The 17,821-nt window shown below is 63.8% G+C and carries 19 protein-coding genes; 7 read left to right on the plus strand and 12 right to left on the minus strand.

Annotation, left to right across the window (positions count from 1 at the left end):
- Positions 1 to 25: 25 nt before the first annotated feature.
- Both fabF and WCJ41_RS06325 read right to left on the minus strand, forming a co-directional pair.
- Positions 26 to 1,291 (minus strand): beta-ketoacyl-ACP synthase II, encoded by a 1,266-nt coding sequence (gene fabF, locus WCJ41_RS06320; RefSeq protein WP_336904995.1) that lies wholly within the window; start codon positions 1,289 to 1,291, stop codon positions 26 to 28.
- A gap of 105 nt (positions 1,292 to 1,396) precedes the next feature.
- Positions 1,397 to 1,633 (minus strand): acyl carrier protein, encoded by a 237-nt coding sequence (locus WCJ41_RS06325; protein WP_111197536.1) that lies wholly within the window; start codon positions 1,631 to 1,633, stop codon positions 1,397 to 1,399.
- A 182-nt stretch (positions 1,634 to 1,815) separates the two neighbouring features.
- Between WCJ41_RS06325 and WCJ41_RS06330 the strand changes: the two genes are divergently transcribed.
- Entirely contained in the window at positions 1,816 to 2,394 is a 579-nt protein-coding gene (locus WCJ41_RS06330; RefSeq protein WP_336904996.1) for a DUF4893 domain-containing protein, read from the plus strand.
- Between the two features lie 4 nt (positions 2,395 to 2,398).
- On the opposite strand, the gene fabG is transcribed toward WCJ41_RS06330, so the two are convergent.
- Both fabG and fabD read right to left on the minus strand, forming a co-directional pair.
- Positions 2,399 to 3,139, minus strand: a complete 741-nt coding sequence (fabG, locus tag WCJ41_RS06335; RefSeq protein ID WP_336904997.1) for a 3-oxoacyl-[acyl-carrier-protein] reductase — start codon at positions 3,137 to 3,139, stop codon at positions 2,399 to 2,401.
- Positions 3,140 to 3,144: 5 nt separating this feature from the next.
- Positions 3,145 to 4,092, minus strand: coding sequence for an ACP S-malonyltransferase (gene fabD, locus WCJ41_RS06340; RefSeq protein ID WP_336904998.1), 948 nt, complete (start codon positions 4,090 to 4,092; stop codon positions 3,145 to 3,147).
- 48 nt (positions 4,093 to 4,140) lie between these two features.
- On the opposite strand from fabD, the gene WCJ41_RS06345 reads away from it, so the two are divergent.
- Positions 4,141 to 5,157, plus strand: coding sequence for a threonine dehydratase (locus tag WCJ41_RS06345; protein WP_336904999.1), 1,017 nt, complete (start codon positions 4,141 to 4,143; stop codon positions 5,155 to 5,157).
- Positions 5,158 to 5,274: 117 nt separating this feature from the next.
- Here WCJ41_RS06345 and WCJ41_RS06350 read toward each other — a convergent pair whose 3' ends face one another.
- Genes WCJ41_RS06350 through WCJ41_RS06365 form a run of 4 tightly spaced genes read right to left on the minus strand, consistent with a single transcriptional unit; the run spans position 5,275 to position 8,409 of the window.
- On the minus strand, positions 5,275 to 6,015 hold the full coding sequence (locus WCJ41_RS06350; RefSeq protein WP_336905000.1) for an SDR family oxidoreductase: 741 nt from the start codon (positions 6,013 to 6,015) through the stop codon (positions 5,275 to 5,277).
- Positions 6,016 to 6,017: 2 nt separating this feature from the next.
- Positions 6,018 to 6,911 carry an NAD(P)-dependent oxidoreductase gene (locus WCJ41_RS06355; RefSeq protein WP_336905001.1) on the minus strand — a complete coding sequence of 298 codons (894 nt, stop codon included), beginning with the start codon at positions 6,909 to 6,911 and terminating at the stop codon, positions 6,018 to 6,020.
- A complete protein-coding gene (locus tag WCJ41_RS06360; RefSeq protein ID WP_336905002.1) occupies positions 6,908 to 7,381 on the minus strand; it encodes a GNAT family N-acetyltransferase in 474 nt (157 codons plus the stop codon). Before WCJ41_RS06360 ends, WCJ41_RS06355 begins: the two co-directional genes overlap by 4 nt.
- A complete protein-coding gene (locus WCJ41_RS06365) occupies positions 7,378 to 8,409 on the minus strand; it encodes a histone deacetylase family protein (RefSeq protein WP_336905003.1) in 1,032 nt (343 codons plus the stop codon). Before WCJ41_RS06365 ends, WCJ41_RS06360 begins: the two co-directional genes overlap by 4 nt.
- A gap of 73 nt (positions 8,410 to 8,482) precedes the next feature.
- Here WCJ41_RS06365 and WCJ41_RS06370 point away from each other — a divergent pair, with 73 nt between their 5' ends.
- A complete protein-coding gene (locus WCJ41_RS06370) occupies positions 8,483 to 9,823 on the plus strand; it encodes an aspartate aminotransferase family protein (protein WP_336905004.1) in 1,341 nt (446 codons plus the stop codon).
- Positions 9,824 to 9,997: 174 nt separating this feature from the next.
- On the opposite strand, the gene WCJ41_RS06375 is transcribed toward WCJ41_RS06370, so the two are convergent.
- The 4 genes from WCJ41_RS06375 to WCJ41_RS06390 form a co-directional block, all read right to left on the minus strand.
- Positions 9,998 to 10,798, minus strand: a complete 801-nt coding sequence (locus WCJ41_RS06375) for a phosphodiesterase (protein WP_336905005.1) — start codon at positions 10,796 to 10,798, stop codon at positions 9,998 to 10,000.
- Positions 10,799 to 10,877: 79 nt separating this feature from the next.
- Entirely contained in the window at positions 10,878 to 12,338 is a 1,461-nt protein-coding gene (gene phnY, locus WCJ41_RS06380; protein ID WP_336905006.1) for a phosphonoacetaldehyde dehydrogenase, read from the minus strand.
- A 2-nt stretch (positions 12,339 to 12,340) separates the two neighbouring features.
- Positions 12,341 to 13,579, minus strand: coding sequence for a phosphonoacetate hydrolase (gene phnA, locus WCJ41_RS06385; RefSeq protein ID WP_336905007.1), 1,239 nt, complete (start codon positions 13,577 to 13,579; stop codon positions 12,341 to 12,343).
- 123 nt (positions 13,580 to 13,702) lie between these two features.
- Entirely contained in the window at positions 13,703 to 14,863 is a 1,161-nt protein-coding gene (locus WCJ41_RS06390) for a 2-aminoethylphosphonate--pyruvate transaminase (RefSeq protein WP_336905008.1), read from the minus strand.
- A gap of 94 nt (positions 14,864 to 14,957) precedes the next feature.
- Between WCJ41_RS06390 and WCJ41_RS06395 the strand changes: the two genes are divergently transcribed.
- The 4 genes from WCJ41_RS06395 to WCJ41_RS06410 all read left to right on the plus strand — a co-directional run.
- A complete protein-coding gene (locus WCJ41_RS06395) occupies positions 14,958 to 15,815 on the plus strand; it encodes a LysR substrate-binding domain-containing protein (protein WP_336905009.1) in 858 nt (285 codons plus the stop codon).
- Complete coding sequence (locus tag WCJ41_RS06400) at positions 15,812 to 16,654, plus strand: carbon-nitrogen hydrolase family protein (RefSeq protein WP_336905010.1); 843 nt, start codon at positions 15,812 to 15,814, stop codon at positions 16,652 to 16,654. Before WCJ41_RS06395 ends, WCJ41_RS06400 begins: the two co-directional genes overlap by 4 nt.
- A gap of 33 nt (positions 16,655 to 16,687) precedes the next feature.
- Positions 16,688 to 17,248, plus strand: coding sequence for a LemA family protein (locus tag WCJ41_RS06405; protein ID WP_336905011.1), 561 nt, complete (start codon positions 16,688 to 16,690; stop codon positions 17,246 to 17,248).
- Between the two features lies 1 nt (position 17,249).
- Positions 17,250 to 17,821, plus strand: a 572-nt coding sequence (locus WCJ41_RS06410) for a DUF2207 domain-containing protein (RefSeq protein WP_336905012.1), incomplete at its 3' end; no start/stop codon positions are given.

Raw genomic sequence — 17,821 nt, forward strand, 5'->3', positions numbered from 1 at the left:
GTCGGCAACCTGTCTCCTCCGGGCGTCAGGCCGCGAAGCGGCGCATGATCAGTGAAGCGTTGGTACCACCAAAACCAAATGAATTCGACAGAACTGTGTTGATCTCTTTTTTCTTCGACGCATTCGGCACGAGATCGATGCGCGTTTCAACCGAGGGGTTGTCAAGATTGATGGTGGGCGGCGCCACATTGTCGCGAATCGCAAGGATCGAGAAGATCGCTTCGACGGCACCCGCCGCACCGAGCAGATGCCCGATCGACGACTTGGTCGACGACATGGTGAGTTCCGCCGTGCGGTTGCCCATGAGCCGTTCCACTGCGCGCAGCTCGATCTCGTCGCCCAGCGGCGTCGAGGTGCCATGCGCGTTCACATAATCGATCTCATGCGCCTGAAGACCAGCGCGCTTCAGCGCGTTCACCATGCAGCGATAGGCGCCATCGCCATCGGGGGTCGGCGCAGTGACGTGGTAGGCATCGCCCGACATGCCATAGCCCACGACTTCGGCATAGATCCTGGCACCGCGCGCCTTGGCGTGTTCGAGTTCTTCAAGCACGACGACGCCCGCACCCTCGCCCATCACGAAGCCGTCACGGTCCTTATCATAGGGGCGCGAGGCCTTGGTGGGCGCGTCGTTGAATTTGGTGGCCAGCGCCTTGCAGGCAATGAAGCCCGCGATGCCGATTCGGCAGATCGCTGATTCCGCACCACCCGCCACCATGACGTCAGCATCGTCGAGCGCAATCAGGCGCGCCGCATCGCCGATGGCATGCGAACCCGTCGAGCAGGCGGTGACCACCGCATGGTTGGGGCCCTTGAGCCCGAATTCGATTGAAACAAGGCCGGACGCAAGGTTGATCAGCGAGCCCGGAATGAAGAACGGGCTGATGCGGCGCGGCCCCTTCTCGTTCATCAGCGTCGTGGTGTCAGCGATGTTGGAGAGCCCGCCGATGCCAGAGCCGATCAGCACGCCGGCGCGATATTTCTCGTCCTCGGTCTTGATCTCGACGCCGGAGTCCTTCATCGCCTGCTTGGCGGCGGCCATGGCGTAGATGATGAAGTCGTCGTAGCGGCGGATTTCCTTGGCATCCATCCACTGCTCGGCATTGAAGGTGCCGTTGGTGCCATCGCCGCGCGGAATCTCGCAGGCGATCTGGCAGGGCAGGTCGGAGGCATCGAAGCGGGTGATCTTGCCGCCGGCCGACTGTCCGGCGAGAAGCCGGGTCCAGGTCTCGTCCACGCCATTGGCGAGCGGAGAAACCATACCAAGTCCGGTGACGACGACACGGCGCATTGAATGCCCTTTCTATGCGAAAACGCGGCGGCAGGCTTGTCTCTTAGCCTGCCTCCGCGCAAAAAATCAGGTGGATCGCGCCAGAGGCCCGATCGAGCGCAGCAATCAGGCAGCGCTCTTTTCGATGAACTTGACAGCGTCGCCCACGGTCTGGATCGACTCGGCCGCATCGTCCGGAATCTCGATGCCGAACTCTTCCTCGAAGGCCATGACCAGCTCGACGGTGTCGAGGCTGTCGGCGCCGAGGTCGTCGATGAAGCTCGCTTCCGCCTTCACCTTGTCGGCGTCAACGCCGAGATGCTCGACGACGATCTTCTTCACCCGCTCAGCAACATCACTCATTGTCATTTCGTCCTTGGTTGTTTTCTCTTGTCCGGCAGGACAGCAGGATCTCCTGCAGCCCCCCACGCCGGGGGACTTGCTAGCACAATTCGCAGGCACGTCAAAAGGGGCTTGGTGGAGGATTACCAAGCCCGTTTCAGTCAGGGATTGCGTGAAACACGCCCTTTTGGCAGATTTCAGCCATGCGCAAAATCCTTTTCAGCCTGCTTGCCCTGACGGCCGCCACATCGATTGCAAACGCCGACGGCGTTCTCGACAAACGTTTGACACCATTCGACAAAGAGCGCCTTGCCAAGGTTGAGGAAACCGTAGCATCAGCGCTTGCCGAGGCCCGCGCCGGCGGCACGAAGGAGGACGTCACCATCCTCGACACCGCCCTGGCCGGAAATGCCCTGCCCCTGGCCGAGGGCTATGACCCTAACGGCACCTGGAAGTGCCGCACCATCAAGGCGGGCGGCACCCTGCCGCTCACCGTCTATCCGTGGTTCGCCTGCCGCATCAGCGAGGATGGCGCCGGCTGGCAGCTGGAAAAGCTCACCGGCTCCCAGCGCACAAAGGGCATGTTCTACACGCTCTCGGCGACCAGGCTTGCCTATCTGGGTGCGGGCTACGTGAACGGCGAGAAGCCGCGCGTCTATGGCCAGGATGCCAAGGAGAATCAGGTCGCCATCGTCGAGCGCCGGGCGAAGAACAGGCTCGTCTTCCTGTTCCCAGCACCGCAATACGAATCGAAGCTCGACATTCTGGTTATGGAGCGCTGAGCGCTCAGATCATCGCCATGCCGCCGTTCACGTGCAGCGTCTGGCCCGTCACGTAATTCGCCTCGTCCGACGCCAGATAAAGCACGGCCGCAGCAATATCATCCGGTGTGCCGAGCTTGCCTGCAGGAACGCGACCCAGGATCATTTCCTTCTGCTTGTCGTTCAGCACATCGGTCATCGGCGTAGCGATGAAGCCCGGTGCCACCGCGTTGACGGTGACGTTGCGCGCCGCGAGCTCCTGCGCCAGCGACTTGGTGAGGCCAATGACGCCGGCCTTGGAGGCCACGTAGTTCGCCTGGCCGGGATTGCCGGTCACACCCACCACCGACGTGATGTTGACGATGCGGCCCCAGCGCTTCTTCATCATGCCGCGCATCGCGGCGCGCGCGAGGCGGAAGGAAGCGGTGAGGTTCACGTCGATGACGGAGGCCCAGTCATCGTCCTTCATGCGCATCGCAAGGCCGTCCTTGGTGATGCCGGCATTGTTGACGAGAATGTCGAGCGAGCCCATGGCGGCTTCCGCTTCGGGCACCAGCTTTTCGACGGCGGCAGCATCAGACAGGTTGCACGGCAGCACGAAGATGCGCTCGCCGCCAAGCTCTGCCTTCAGTTCTTCCAGCACGTTGGCACGCGTGCCGGAGATGGCGACGGTGGCGCCCGCCTTGTGCAGCACCTTGGCAATCGCCGCACCGATGCCACCCGTGGCGCCAGTGACGAGGGCGGTCTTTCCGGTGAGGTCGAACATCTGGCTTATTCCTTGATCTGGGCCGCCGCGGCGGCAATGTCTTCGGCTGAGTTGATGGCGAAGGCCGTGGCGTCGGGCGCGTTCTTCTTGGACAGGCCCGTCAGCACCTTGCCCGCACCGATCTCGTAGAACCGCGTGACGCCTTGCGCGGCCATGTAGGCAACACACTCGCGCCAGCGCACTGTGCCGGTCACTTGGGCGACAAGGCTGGCGCGGATCGCCGCAGGATCGCTGAGCGGAGCAGCACCCACATTGGCAACGACCGGCACCACCGGTGCCTTCATGGCGACCTTGGCCAGTGCGTCAGCCATCACGTCCGCCGCAGGCTGCATCAGCGCGCAGTGGAAGGGCGCAGAAACGGCAAGCATGATCGCCCGCTTGGCGCCCTTGGCCTTGGCGATTTCCGCACAGCGCTCAACGGCGGCCTTGGAGCCGGAGACGACCACCTGCCCGTCGCTGTTGTCATTGGCCGCCTGGCAAACGTCGCCTTGTGCTGCTTCCGCTGCTGCAGCGGCCGCAGTGGCGAAATCGAGACCGAGCAATGCGGCCATGGCGCCGGTGCCGACGGGTGTGGCGCTCTGCATCGCCTGTCCGCGAATCCGGAGGAGGCGCGCCGCATCGGCCAGTGTGAAGGTCTGCGCGGCGGCGAGTGCCGAATATTCACCGAGCGAGTGGCCCGCCACGAATTTGGCCGTGTTGGCCACCGTGATGCCGTGTTCGGCCTCGAGCACACGGACCACCGCCATGGACACGGCCATCAGGGCCGGCTGGGCGTTCTCGGTCAGCGTCAGATCGGCCTCGGGGCCTTCCCACATGAGGACGGAGAGCTTCTGGCCCAGGGCCGCATCGACCTCCTCGAAGACGGCGCGGGCGGCAGCGAAATTCTCGGCGAGTGCCTTGCCCATGCCGACAGACTGGCTGCCCTGGCCGGGGAAAATGAAGGCCGTCGTCATCCTGAAACCTCGTGTGATTCCTGCAGTTGAGGGCACGAAACATGCGGCGTGAGCAGAGTCAAGGTTGACCGTTTCCCGGGAAAGCGCCTTACTGACGCCATGTACACCGCTGATGAGCTCGAACAGGCCAGCCGCATCGTCTATGCCGCCATGCCGCCCACCCCGCAATTCGCCTGGCCGCTGCTGGGGGAAGCCACCGGCTGCGAAGCCTGGGTGAAGCACGAGAACCACACGCCCACCGGCGCCTTCAAGGTGCGGGGCGGCCTCGTCCACATGAAGATGCGGAAAGACCGCGGCGAGACAGGCGGCGTCATCACCGCCACGCGCGGCAACCACGGCCAGTCGATTCCCTTCGCTGCCGCCCGCGTCGGCATCAGCTCCACCGTCGTCTGCCCGATCGGGAACTCGCCTGAAAAGAACGCCGCCATGCGCGCGCTGGGAGCCGAGCTGATCGAGACCGGCCATGACTTCGACGCGGCGCGCGAAACGGCTATGGAACTCGCCAAGGAACGCGGCCTCACCTTCATCCCCTCCTTCGGCAAGGAACTCGTCATGGGGGTGACGACCTATGCCCACGAACTGTTCCGCGCGGCGGGTGAACTCGACGCCGTCTACGTTCCCATCGGCATGGGCTCCGGCATCGTCGGCACCATCACGGCGCGTGACATGCTGGGGCTGAAGACCAAGGTGGTGGGCGTCGTGGCGGAAGGCGCCAATGCCGTGGCGCTGTCCTTCGCGGCGGGCAAGCCCATTTCGACCAACTCAGCCTCCACCTTCGCTGACGGCATGGCGGTGCGCGTGGTGAACCCGGATGCCTTTGCCCACATCCACAAGGGCATGGACCGCATCATCACCGTGAGCGACGATGAGATCGCCGGGGCCGTGCGCCTTTATTTCCGCTGCTGCCACACGGTGGCCGAGGGTGCGGGTGCCGCACCTTTGGCCGCGCTCATGCAGGAGAGAGACAGGATGAAGGGCAAGCGCGTGGGCGTTATCCTCTCCGGCGGCAACATCGACATGCCGAAATTCGCCGAAGTGCTGGAGGGAAGGACGCCGGCGACCTAAAGCCCACCTCCCCTGCCCCATCATGCCCGGGCTCGACCCGGGCATCCTCTCCCGGTCCACAAAAAGGATCGCCGGGTCAAGCCCGGCGATGATGACATTCGAGAGATTTGAGTGCCGTCACATCGTCACTGACAATCCGCCATCCACCGCCAGCACGTGGCCGTTCACATAGCCCGCTGCATCTGATGCGAGGAACACCACGGCGCCGCCGAGTTCCTCCGGCTTGGCCCAGCGCCCCGCCGGCGTGCGGCCTTCGACCCAGGCATTGAACGCCTTGTCTTCCAGCAGCGCGGTGTTCATCTCCGTTGCGAAATAGCCGGGTGCGATCGCATTGACCGTGATCCCCGTTCGCCCCAGCTCCGCCGCCATGGAGCGCGTCAACCCATGCAGGCCGGCCTTGGCTGCCACATAGGCGTGGATGGTGGGCCTGGCCAGGATGCCCGCGATCGATCCGGTATTGATGATGCGGCCAAACTTGTTGGGCAGCATGAGGCGCACGGCATCACGTGACAGCCGGAAGCAGGAGGAGAGGTTGACGTTGATCACCCGGTCGAAGTCCGCGTCCTCCCATTCTGTCACGGGCCGTCTGTGCTGGATGCCCGCATTGTTGACCAGAATGTCGAGCCTGCCATGGCGCGCCACGATGTCTTCAAGCGCCGCACGCGACGCCTTCGGGTCGGTCACGTCGAAGGCCAGCGGCTCTGCGCCGATCTTCGCGGCGGCAGTCTTCAGGTCGTCCGCGCTCCGGGCATTCACGATCACGGTCGCACCATTCTCGGCCAGCGCCTTGGCCATGGCGAATCCAAGGCCACGCGAGGCGCCTGTCACGAGGGCCGTGCGGCCCTTGAGCGAGAACATGCTCACTTCTTCACACCATTGACCTGCATCAGCACGTCGATGAGGCGCGGGATGAAGCGGTCGCCATAGCCCATGTTGTCGGCCATCACGGTGATCTGGTGCGCCGTCTCGGCGAGGAAGGAGGTGACGGGCAGCTGCTCCGTCATGTTGGTGTAGTAGCGCAGGTCCTTCCTGGCATTGCGGATGGCGAACTGCGCCGCGCTGTCGTCATCGTTGAGCGGCACGTTGATGAGGCGGCCGAACATCACGGAAGCCGCACCGCCCGCCATCACGATGTCCTTCAGCGCCTGCATGTCAACGCCCGCCTTGGCGGCAACGGTGATCGCCTCGGCAGCAACCGCCGCATGGCAGATCGACAGGAAGTTGTTGATGAGCTTCAGCTGGTGCGCCGAGCCCACCGGCCCGGCATGGACGATGGTATCGGCGAAGCAATCAAGCACCGGGCGGATCTTCGCGATCACCGCCTCCGGGCCACCGGTCATCAGGCCGAGCTTGCCGGCGGCGGCCTCCTTCGGCGTGCGTGTCATCGGCGTGTCGACGAAATGGCCGCCCTTGGCCTCCACGTCAGATGCGAGGCGTTTGGTCGAGTCGGGCTCGGCAGTCGAACAGTCGGCAATGATCAGGCCAGGGCGCACGGCATTGATGAGGCCATATTCACCATGGACGATGTGCTCGACCTGCGGGCTGCCGGTGACGCAGATGATGACGAGATCCGACTCCTTGGCAATTGCCATCGGATTGTTGCGTTCATGCGCGCCCTTGGCGATGAGGTCATCCACCGGCGCGCGGTTCTTGTGCGCCATGACGGTAAGCTCATAGCCCTTCGCCAGGATGTTCTTGCCGATGCCGTGGCCCATGAGGCCCACGCCGATGAGGCCGACGCGCTTGATGGTCATGTGTTCCCTCCCAGGAATTCGTTGAAGCGATCCTGCTCCAGAATGTGGAGCCTGTCTTCCGCCTTCTTGTTGAAACCGAGGCGCGCGTAGAAGCGCTCCGCACCCGTGTTTGTCTCGTCCACTTCGAGCTTGATGAACTGTGCACCGCGCGCCGCGAAGCGCCGGGCGGAACAGCGCAGCAGGTCCAGCCCCACGTTGCGCCCACGCGCCTCCGGCAGCACGAAGAGATCGACCACATAGAGGCCGGGCGCACCGCGCCACGTCGAGAAGGTCATGAGGCCGAGACAGGCACCGATCAGCGTTCCGCCGTCATCGGCCACCACCACGTCGATCAGGTCTGCAGCACTGCGCAGCTTGTCGCCCGTCAGCGCGGGCACGAAATCCGTGCCGATGTGGACGGCGAGGCCATGCACCATCTGGGCCACTGCTTCGGCCTCCTCAGGCTTCATCGGCCGCACGTCGATGCTCATGCAGAGAGGCCCTTGAGCAGCGATTCGAGGTTGTGCCCCAGGTTGGGCGAGGGATAGCCGCCCTCCTGCACCACCAGCATGGGGAGCCGCAGCATCTTGATGTGCCGGCCGATCTCCGCGAACTCCGCTGTCTGGATGGCGAAGCCCTGGAACGGGTCATCCACCGCAATGTCGAGCCCCGCCGCGACCACGACTACTTCGGCTCCGAAATCGGCAATGCGCTTCAACGCCGTGTCGAGTGCGGCGCGATAGGGCTTGATGGTGGTGCCGCGATCCATCGGCAGGTTGAGGTTGAAGCCCTCGCCCTCACCGCGGCCCGTCTCTTCCGGATAGCCCCAGAAGAACGGATAGAAACGCTTGGGGTGCGCGTGGAGGGAGATGGTGAGCACGTCCGGGCGGTCATAGAAGATCGCCTCCGTGCCGTTACCGTGGTGCACGTCAATGTCGAGAATGGCCGTACGCTTGCCCGCCTGCGTGAGCAGTGCGGCGGCCAGCGCCGAGTTGTTGAAATAGCAGAAACCCGCTGCCACATCGCCCGCCGCATGGTGGCCCGGCGGGCGGCACAGCGCATAGGCGATGCGCTCACCCTCCAGCACCAGCTTCGCGCCGTGTGCGGCAGTGGCAGCACTGGCCCGCGCCGATCCCCAAGTCTGGGCGGTGATCGGTGCGGAGCCGTCACCCAGGTGCCAGCCGCACTGGCCAACCACGCTGTCCGGGTAATGCGTCGGCGGCAGGCTGGGGCGGCCCAGTGCGAAGACATTGGCGGAGGGCGTTTCCGCTGCGTCCGGCAACCGCTTCCAGCGTTCCCACACGGTGGAGAGGAACTGGATGTAGCGCCGGTCATGCACCAGCGCGATGGTGTCGCCGAAGATGTCTGGCGGCGCCACGACGGGGCCACCGAGGCGGGCGACACCTTCCATCAGCATGTCGATGCGCTCGGGCCGCTCGGGGATTGGCTGCGGCTTGCCCGAAACGATGAATTCGCGGGGTGCATGGGAGCGTTGCGTATCGTCGAAGACGGTGATCACCGGTTTGCCGTGCCTCTTGTTTTGCTGCTAGGATTTTGGGCGAGCATTCACTCCAAAGCAAGGCTTCAGGCACATGTCCTCCAACCCAACCGAGCATATCCATTCCACGGGCGACCTTCCGAAGGTCGCCTGGGCCAAGGGTTCCTACGTGCATGACATCGACGGCAAGCGCTACATCGACGGCTCAGGCGGCCCGGCTGTCTACTGCATTGGCCATTCCAACGAGGAGGTGAACACGGCGATCAAGGACCAGCTCGATCGCATTGCCCACGGCTATCGCTACAACTTCTCTTCCGACGCGCTGGAGGAACTGACCGACATCATCCGCCACCGCTGCGGTGGCACCATGAACAACATGGTCTATGTGACGGGCGGATCGGAGGCGGTTGAATCATGCCTCAAACTCGCGCTTCAGTATCACGCGGCAAGGGGCGAGATGAGCCGGAGGCGGTTCATCGCGCGCGAGCGTTCCTGGCATGGCAACACGCTGGGCGCGCTGTCGGTCTCGGGCTTCCTGGAGCGCAAGCACGCCTTCGAGGGTTCGCTGCTCGACGTCTCGCACCTGTCACCCGTCAATGCCTATCGCCCGATTGCCGGCTCGACGCCGGAGACGGTGGGAGAAGCGGGTGCGAAGGAACTCGAGGACGAGATCCTTCGCGTGGGGCCGGAGAATGTCTGCGCCTTCATCTTCGAGCCTGTGGTTGGCGCGGCGGGCGGCTGCGTGCCTGCGCCCAAGGGATATGCCAAGCGCGTGCGCGAGATCTGCGACAAGTACGGCGTGATCATGATCTCCGACGAGGTCATGAGCGGTTCGGGCCGCACCGGCTTCTGGCGGGCGCTGGAGGAAGATGGCGTGGAGCCCGACGTGATGTCGATCGCCAAGGGCCTCGCCGCCGGATACCTGCCGCTGGGTGCGGCAATCTACAACGACAAGATGGCGGACACGATCCACGGCAAGCACGGCACCCCGATGACGGGCCACACCTTCACCGCACATACCGCCTGCTGTGCCGCGGGCGTGGCGGTGCAGAAGATCGTCGAGCGCGAGAAGCTGGTCGAACGAGTCCGGGAAAAGGCCCCCATGTTCCGCGCCATGCTGGCGGAGGCGACCAAGGACATCGAGGCGGTGGGCGACATTCGCGGCCGCGGCTATTTCCAGGCGCTGGAACTGGTGGCCGACCGTGAGACCAAGCAGCCCTTCAAGGCCGAGAAGAAGCTGTTCATGAAAATCCGCGCCCAGGCCTTCAAGAACGGACTGATCTGCTATCCGGTAGGTGGCAACGTCGACGGAATCAACGGCGACGTGGTGATCCTGGCGCCTCCCTACAACGCCACGGATGCGGAACTGGCGGAGATCGTGGAGAAGACCGCCGCCTCGGTGCGACAGGTGCTGCGGGATGAAGGGGTGGCCTGATTTAGCCTTCTCTACTTTAGACGACCATCATGCCCGGGCTCTACCCGGGCATCTTTTTTGGTGGCCGCGAGAAAAGGATTGCCGGGTCGAGCCTGGCCATGATGAATATTCGTTATATTCCTACTTGTCTTTTTTCCTAGCGATCCCATATCAACCACCTGCTGATTGACATCGTTAATACCAATTCCCCCGCTCCGCGTCCTTTTGCATGTTTGCAGGACTGCGGTGGAGGAAGGCGTCGGCGTGGACCACCGTCATCTCCGGCGAGATGGTCACGGCGGCGTACATGGGCGGTTCGTCGGAGTAGACAGTCTCGACCGAACCGCCGACCAGCGGCAGCTGGTGGTTGAGGCTGGGAAGGGCGGAGAAGCTGATGCCATTCCACGACCCGGAAATCATGCGGTGCGCATGGCCAAAGAAGATGTGGCGGACATCATGGCCATCGAGGAGGGCAGCGAAATCCTCGGCATCGTCGAGCTTGATCAGGTCCATAAGCGCGTGGCCGATATCGAAGGGCGGGTGATGCATGAAGAGAAAGACGGGGGCGTCGCCTGCCTCGGCGAGCCTCGCCTTCAGCCAGTTGCGGCGCGGCGCATCAAAAAGCCCGGCGGAGGATGGCGGGCCCTTCAGCGTGTCGAGGAACAGCAGGTGGCAGCCCTCGCGCGTGAGAGCATGCTGCACGTGGCCGCTCGCATCAGCACCACCGAAGACCTTGAGGTAATGGGTGCGGTCGTCATGATTGCCGAGCAGCAGGTGCGTTTCGATCGGGAAGCGAGCGAGGCGCTCTTTCAGCATCTCATAGGCGGCGATGTCGCCCTTCTCGGTGAGGTCGCCGGTGATGACGCAGAGATCGGCATCGGCGTGGTGAGCGGCGATATCGGCCAGGGCCGCATCGAAGCGGGCGAAGGGATCGAGGCCCCACAGCAATTCGCCGGGCGGCATCAGGTGAAGGTCGGTGAGGTGGATGAGCTTCATGCCGTATCCTGCCTCAGCCGGATGCGGCGGGGCAAGACCGGGACGCCGATTGCTGGGCCGGGAGGATCCGGCCCGTCCTTCACTGCGGCCAGGGCAGCGACCACGTCTTCACGTTGGTGAAGAACTTCATGGCCTCCACGACGCCTTCCTTTACGCCATTGCCTGAGTCCTTGATACCGCCGAAGGGCGACATCTCGATGCGATAACCCGGCACTTCCCAGATATTGACGGTGCCGACGTTCAGCCCCTCGATGAACTTGGTGATGCGCGAGAGGTTGTTGGTGCACACGCCGGACGAGAGGCCGAAGGGCGTGGAGTTGGAAATGCGGATCACCTCGTCATCATCATTCGGCACGCGGACGATGGGGACGATGGGGCCGAAGGTTTCCTCGAAGACCAGTTCCGACTGGTGTGGCACGAAATCGACCGTGATGGGCGGCAGGAGTGCTCCCTGGCGGCCAGGGTTGTAGAGGATCTTGGCACCCTGCTCGGCCGCCTTGTGGACGCGGTCCTCGAAGGTCTTGGCGGCCAGCTCATGCACCACGGTGCCGAGGTCGGTTGCGGGGTCCATCGGGTCGCCGAACTTGATGGCCTTGGCGCGGGCCAGCACCTTTTCGACGAACCTGTCTGCCACGCGCTCCTGCACGAGGATGCGCTTCACGGCGGTGCAGCGCTGGCCGGAGTTGCGGGTGGCGCCGGCGACGGCGAGTTCGGCGGCCTTGTCGAGGTCTGCATCCGACAGGTCATCGAGGATGATCAGCGGGTCATTGCCACCGAGCTCGAGGGCGGCGCGCTTGTAGCCCGCCTTGGCAGCGATGATCTTGCCGACGCGCACGCCACCAGTGAAGGTGATGATGTCGATGTTGTCGTTGGTCACCATCTCGTCGCCGATGTCGTCCGGCCAGCCGGTGACGACCTGGAACATCTCGGGCGGCAGGCCGGCTTCGTAGAGGATGTCGGCGAGCGCGATGCAGGTGAGCGGCGTCAGCTCCGTGGGCTTGGCCACCACGCAGTTGTTGGTGGCAATCGCCGGGGCCACCTTGTGCGACACCATGTTGAGCGGATGGTTGAAGGGCGTGATGGCGGAGATGACGCCCACCGGCTCGCGCTTGGTGAATATCTTGCGGGGCTTGCCCTGCGGGGTGAGATCGCAGGAGAAGATCTGGCCGTCATCCAGAATGCAGAGCTGGCCCGCCAGCGAATAGACGTCATAGGCACGACCTACTTCGTAGAGCGAGTCCTTCTTCGACAGGCCGAGCTCCAGCGTGATGAGGTCCGAGAGCTGGTCCTTGTGAGCCTTGATGAGCTCCGCCGTGCGGAACAGGATCTGCTGGCGCTCGTAGCGGGTGAGCTTCGGCTTGTAGTTGCGGGCGATCTCGAAGGCCTTCGCCGCGTGTTCGGCAGTGCCTGCGGGCACGGTGCCGATCACTTCGTTGGTATAGGGATAATGTACCGGCACGACGCCCTCGGCATCCACGTGTCTGCCGCCGATGCGCATCGATTCCTTGATGACGGGACGCTTGGTTGCGGCGACGTTCATGTTCAGGCCTCCACGAGATGATTGCAGCCGAGCGCGAAGGCATCGAAATTCCGAAGCGTCGCGGGTGCGTCCTTGAATTTGCGGTTGGCGATGACCGGCACTTCCTGCTCGGTGAGGCCGCCATGCGAGCGCAGCGGCTCGTTCAGCCCCGAGAGGTCGTGCTTGCTGGCCGAGGTGCCGAGCACCTTGGAGGCCTTGGGGCCACCCGAAACGACAATGATGTCGCCCATGCGGTCTTCCGGCAGTTCGAAGCGGGCGCAACCATCCTGCTTGTTCAGCACGACGTCGACGCCGGGCTGCTGCGCGATGACGGCCATGATGTCCTGCATCTCCGGGCCATAGGCATAGACGGTGGCGAAGCTGCCAAGTGCGCCGTGGTGCACCACATAAGGATCGGTGATCGGCAGGATGACCTTGGTCTTGCCCGCACCGAACTTCGCATCGAGCACGTCCTGCAGGTAGAGCACGTCCGGATCGCCGTTGGCGAGATGCTTGTCCTTCATGCCGTGGTCGGCGACGATGACGAGGTGCGCGCCGCCCGCGTCGAGCGCGCCCAGGTATTTGTCCATCATGGCGTAGAAGCGGTTCGCACCCTCCGAGCCCGGCGCATATTTGTGCTGCACGTAGTCGGTGGTGGAGAGATACATCAGGTCCGGCTTCATCGACTTGAGCAGCTTGACGCCCGCCGCGAAGACGAATTCCGAAAGCTCCGCCGAATAGACATCCGGCACGCCCATGCCGACCATGGTGCAGACATCCTCGATGCCATTGTCCTTCAGGTTCACCTTGTCGGCCTTTTCGGAGGAGAAGGCGACGGCCGTGCCGTCGAAGGCGAGGCCCTTGCCGAGCAGCAGGCGCAGCTTGTCCTTGGCTGTCACCATGGCGATCTTCGCACCGGCCTTCTGGAAGGCCTCGAAGATGGTGGGCGCGCGCAGCCACTTGGGGTCGTTCATCATCGTTTCCTGCCCGGTGGCGGGATCGATGAGATAGTTGCCGCAGATGCCGTGCACTTCCGGCGGGCGGCCGGTGACGATGGAGAGGTTGTTCGGGTTGGTGAAGCTCGGGATGACCGAGTGGCCACGGCAGTTCTCGCCCTTGGCGATGATGCGCTTGAGGTTGGGCATCACGCCCTGTTCCATGGCGATTTCCATGTAGGCGGGCTCGCTGCCATCACAGCAGATGACGACGAGCGGAGCGGAAGGCCAGTTGTAGCTGCGGCCGTTGACGGTGACGGTTTTCATGCGTGTCGAGTCCACTTCATTTCTCTTTTTTCGTCACCCCGGCGAAAGCCGGGGCCCAGCTTCGGGCGTCGTCCCAGCGGAAAGCTGGTTCCCGGCTTTCGCCGGGATGACGACAATAGAGGGTTACGCTTCGAGCGGCGTCAAATCGGTGACCTTCATTTCCGCCAACACTTCGCGGATGGCCTTGAGAACGCCGTTCATCACCGCCGCGTCCACCTTGCCGATGGTGCCGATGCGGAAGGACGGGCGCTTGGTGAGCTTGCCGGGATAGATGGCGAAGCCGCGGCGGCGCAGGTCTTCATAGAAATTCTCGAACTGGAAGTTCTTGTCGCGCGGCGTGAGGAAGGTCTGGATGATGGGACCTGCCTGGTTGTCCGACAGGAGCGTCGAGAAGCCCATGTCGCGCATGCCCTTCACGAGTATCTGCGCGTTCTTCTGGTAGCGCGCGCCACGCGCCGCAACACTGCCTTCGTCAGCGTGTTCCTTCATCGCCTGGTGGAAGGCGACGATTGCGTGGGTGGGCGGCGTGAAGCGGAACTGGCCGTTGGCCTCGAGCCCCTTCCACTGCTCGAAGAGATCGAGCACGACGGAATGGCTCATGCCCTTGGAGGCTTCGAGCATGGAGCGCTTCACCAGCACATAGGAGAAGCCGGGAACGCCCTCGATGCACTTGTTCGACGATGAGACCATGACGTCCATGCCCACGCCCATGTCGAGCGCCACGGCACCGAAGGACGACATGGCGTCGACCATGTAGGTCTTGCCGCGCGCCTTCACGGCCTGTGCGATCTCGTTGATCGGGTTGACGATGCCGGACGTCGTCTCGCAGTGGATGATCCAGACATGGCTGATCGACGGATCGGCATCGAGCGCCTTGGTCACGTCCTCGACCGTCGGTGCGGCGCTGTCGCCCTTGTCGATCTTGACCACCGGACGGCCGAGCTTGGTGAGGATCACCGCGGCACGGTCGCCATAAGCGCCGTTGGCGACGACCAGCGTCTTGGCATCGACCTTGGGACAGAAGGCGCCGAGAGCGGCCTCGATGGCGAAGGTGCCTGAGCCCTGCATGATGACGCATTCATAGCTCTCATCGCAGCCCGCGAGGCCGAGGAGGCCCTTGCGGATGTCCGAGACCACGCGGCGGAACTCGACATCGCGCGAGCCCCAGTCGGCCAGCATGGCGGATTTGACGCAACGCGAGGTGGTGAGCGGGCCGGGGGTGAGGAGATAGGGCATGTCTTCCTGGCCGGGCGGGCCGGGGAAACGGTGGAGCTGCTTGTCCATGGGGGATCCTCGTCGATTTCTGCCGTGAAAATGGGGGGCTTGACCCCTATCAGTCAAATCGTATGTTCTTATGTGCCACATAAGTTTGTTCGATATGCGACATGCCCAGCTGAGAGCCTTCCACGCCGTTGCCGTGCACAACGGCTTCTCCCGCGCCGCCGAGGCCTTGGGCCTCACCCAGCCTGCCGTTTCCGACCATGTGCGGAAGCTCGAGGAGACCTATGGCGTGCAGCTGTTCACGAGGGCCCCCTCCGGCGTGGTGCTGACCGACATGGGACGCAAGCTCTTCGCCATTGCCGAGCGCCAGTTCGAGGCCGAGACCGAGGCCATGGAACTGCTGTCGCGCGGGCGGACGCTGGAGGAAGGGCAATTGACCATCGGCGCGGATGCCGCCGTGCATATTTTGCCGGAGCTTGCCCGCTTCCGATTGAAGCACCCGAAGCTTTCGGTGCGGCTCGTCACCGGCAATTCTGCCCAGCTGGTGAAGCGGCTGGAGGATTTCTCCATCGACATCGCGATTACCGCCGAGCGCCCGCCGGAGCCGGGCTTCCTCGCCCGCAAGCTCAGGAGTGACCGGCTGGTGGCGGTGGTGCAGCGGAGTTCGAGGCTCGCCAAGCTGAAGGACATGCCCTTCGCCCAACTCCTCAAGCTGCCGCTGATCCTGCGCGAGGAAGGCTCGATGACACGCACGCTTCTGCTCGAGGAGGCGCAGAAGCGCGGGTTGACGCTGTCGGGCTCGATCGAGATCGAAAGCCGCGAGGCGGCGCGGGAGGCCGCAGCTCAAGGGCTGGGGCTCGCCATCATGTCGCAAGGCGAGCTGGTGCCCGACGGGCGGCTTGCGGTGCTCGCCATTCCGGACTGGACGACCGAGATGGAGGAGTGGATGATCTGCCTCAAATCGCGCAGTTCACTGCACGTGATCCGCTCCTTCTTCAATCCGGAGGCTTCATGAGCTTCATCGCCGCCTGCGTCCAGTCCACTGCCACACCGGACGTCCATGCGGATATCCGTGTTCTGACGGATTTCATCCGCGAAGCTGCTGCCAGGGGTGCGCGCTTCATCGCCACGCCGGAATATTGCGCAGGCCTCGACACCAAGGGCGGCAAGATGTTCCCCGTGGCCTTCACCGAATCCGAGCACCCGGTGCTGCCGGCGATGCAGGGGCTGGCGAAGGATCTGAAGGTCTGGCTGCTCATCGGTTCCATCGGCGTCAGGGCGCCTGACGGCAAGATCTTCAACCGCAGCTTCATGCTGTCACCCTCCGGCGCCATCGCGGCGCGCTATGACAAGATCCACCTCTTCGACATCGACCTCGGCGAGGGACGCGTCTATCACGAGTCCGCCACCATCGAGGCGGGCAAGGCCGCAGTGATCGCGCCCTGCGCGGAAGGCATGATCGGGCTGTCGATCTGCTACGACATCCGCTTCCCGCATCTCTATCGCGCCTATGCACAGGAAGGGGCCGAGATGATCGCGGCTCCCGCAGCATTCACGAAGGTCACCGGCGAGGCGCACTGGCTTGTGTTGCAGCGGGCGCGTGCCATCGAGAACGGCGCCTATGTGATCTCGCCCGGGCAATGCGGCACGCTGGCAGGAGGTGCCGAGTGCTATGGCCACTCGCTGATCGTCGACCCATGGGGCCGCGTGCTGGTCGATGGCGGCACGGAACCGGGCATTGTGACGGCAGAGATTGACTTGTCACATGTGGCAGAGACGCGGCGGCGCATCCCCTCGCTTCAGCATGACAAGCCCTATGCTGCCGCTTGCCTCGCAGCGTCCAAGGCCTCATAGTTCGCGCTCGGGTTGGCAGGGAGAGCGGGACACATGATCGGCTACATTATTCTGGGCGTCATCGTCCTCATCGGCATCTACCTGATGTCGGCCTACAACGGGCTGGTGAAGAACAAGAACCTCGTGGCGGAGGGTTGGAGCGGCATCGACGTGCAGCTCCGCCGCCGCGCCGACCTGATACCCAACCTGATCGAGACGGTGAAGGGCTATGCGGCCCACGAGGACAAGCTGTTCCATGACATCGCCGAGCTGCGCGCCAAGTCGATCTCGGGTGGCTCGGTTGCCGAGCAATCCGCTGTCGGCCAGGCGATGAGCCAGGCGCTGGGCAAGCTCTTCGCGGTGGCCGAGGCCTACCCAGAGCTCAAGGCCGACGCGAATTTCCGCGACCTGCAGGACAAGCTCGCCGGCATCGAAGACGAGATCCAGCTGTCGCGCCGCTACTACAATGGCGCGGTCAGGAACCTCAACACCATGATCGAGAGCTTCCCCACCAACCTGATCGCCAACCAGTTCGGCTTCACCAAGGCGGAATTCTTCGAGATCGGCGACGCGGCGGCGCGCGAAGTGCCGAAGGTCGACTTCAAGACGCGCTGAGATGCGCCGGCTTCTCGCCTTCCTCATCGTCTGCCTGGCGCTGGCATCTCCGGCGCTGGCCGAGGAGCGCATCAGGAGCTTCGTGAGCGCCGTGACAGTGAACGCCGATGCCGCGATCGACGTGCATGAGACGATCACCGTCAATTCCGAAGGCAACCAGATCAGGCACGGCATCTTCCGTGACTTCCCGACGACCTACACGGACAAGAACGGCCAGCGGGTGATCGTTGGCCTCGACGTGCTCGGCGTGAAGCGCGACGGGCGCGAAGAGCCCTATGTGCTCGAGTCGCTCAGCAACGGCGTGCGCATCAGGATCGGCGACAAGGACGTGTGGCTGGAGAATGCGCAGCACCGCTATGACATCAGCTATCGCACCACGCGGCAGATCGGCTTCTTCGAGAAATACGACGAGCTCTACTGGAACGTCACCGGCAATGGCTGGGACTTTCCCATTGACGATGCACGCGTCACCATCACCCTGCCGCAGGGTGCCAGCATCATCCAGCACGACGAGTTCACCGGCGGCTATCGCTCCAGCGATAACAACAGCCGTGTACTCTCCGCCGAGGGCAA

Source organism: Aestuariivirga sp. (genome assembly GCF_037139295.1).
GTDB lineage: Bacteria > Pseudomonadota > Alphaproteobacteria > Rhizobiales > Aestuariivirgaceae > Aestuariivirga.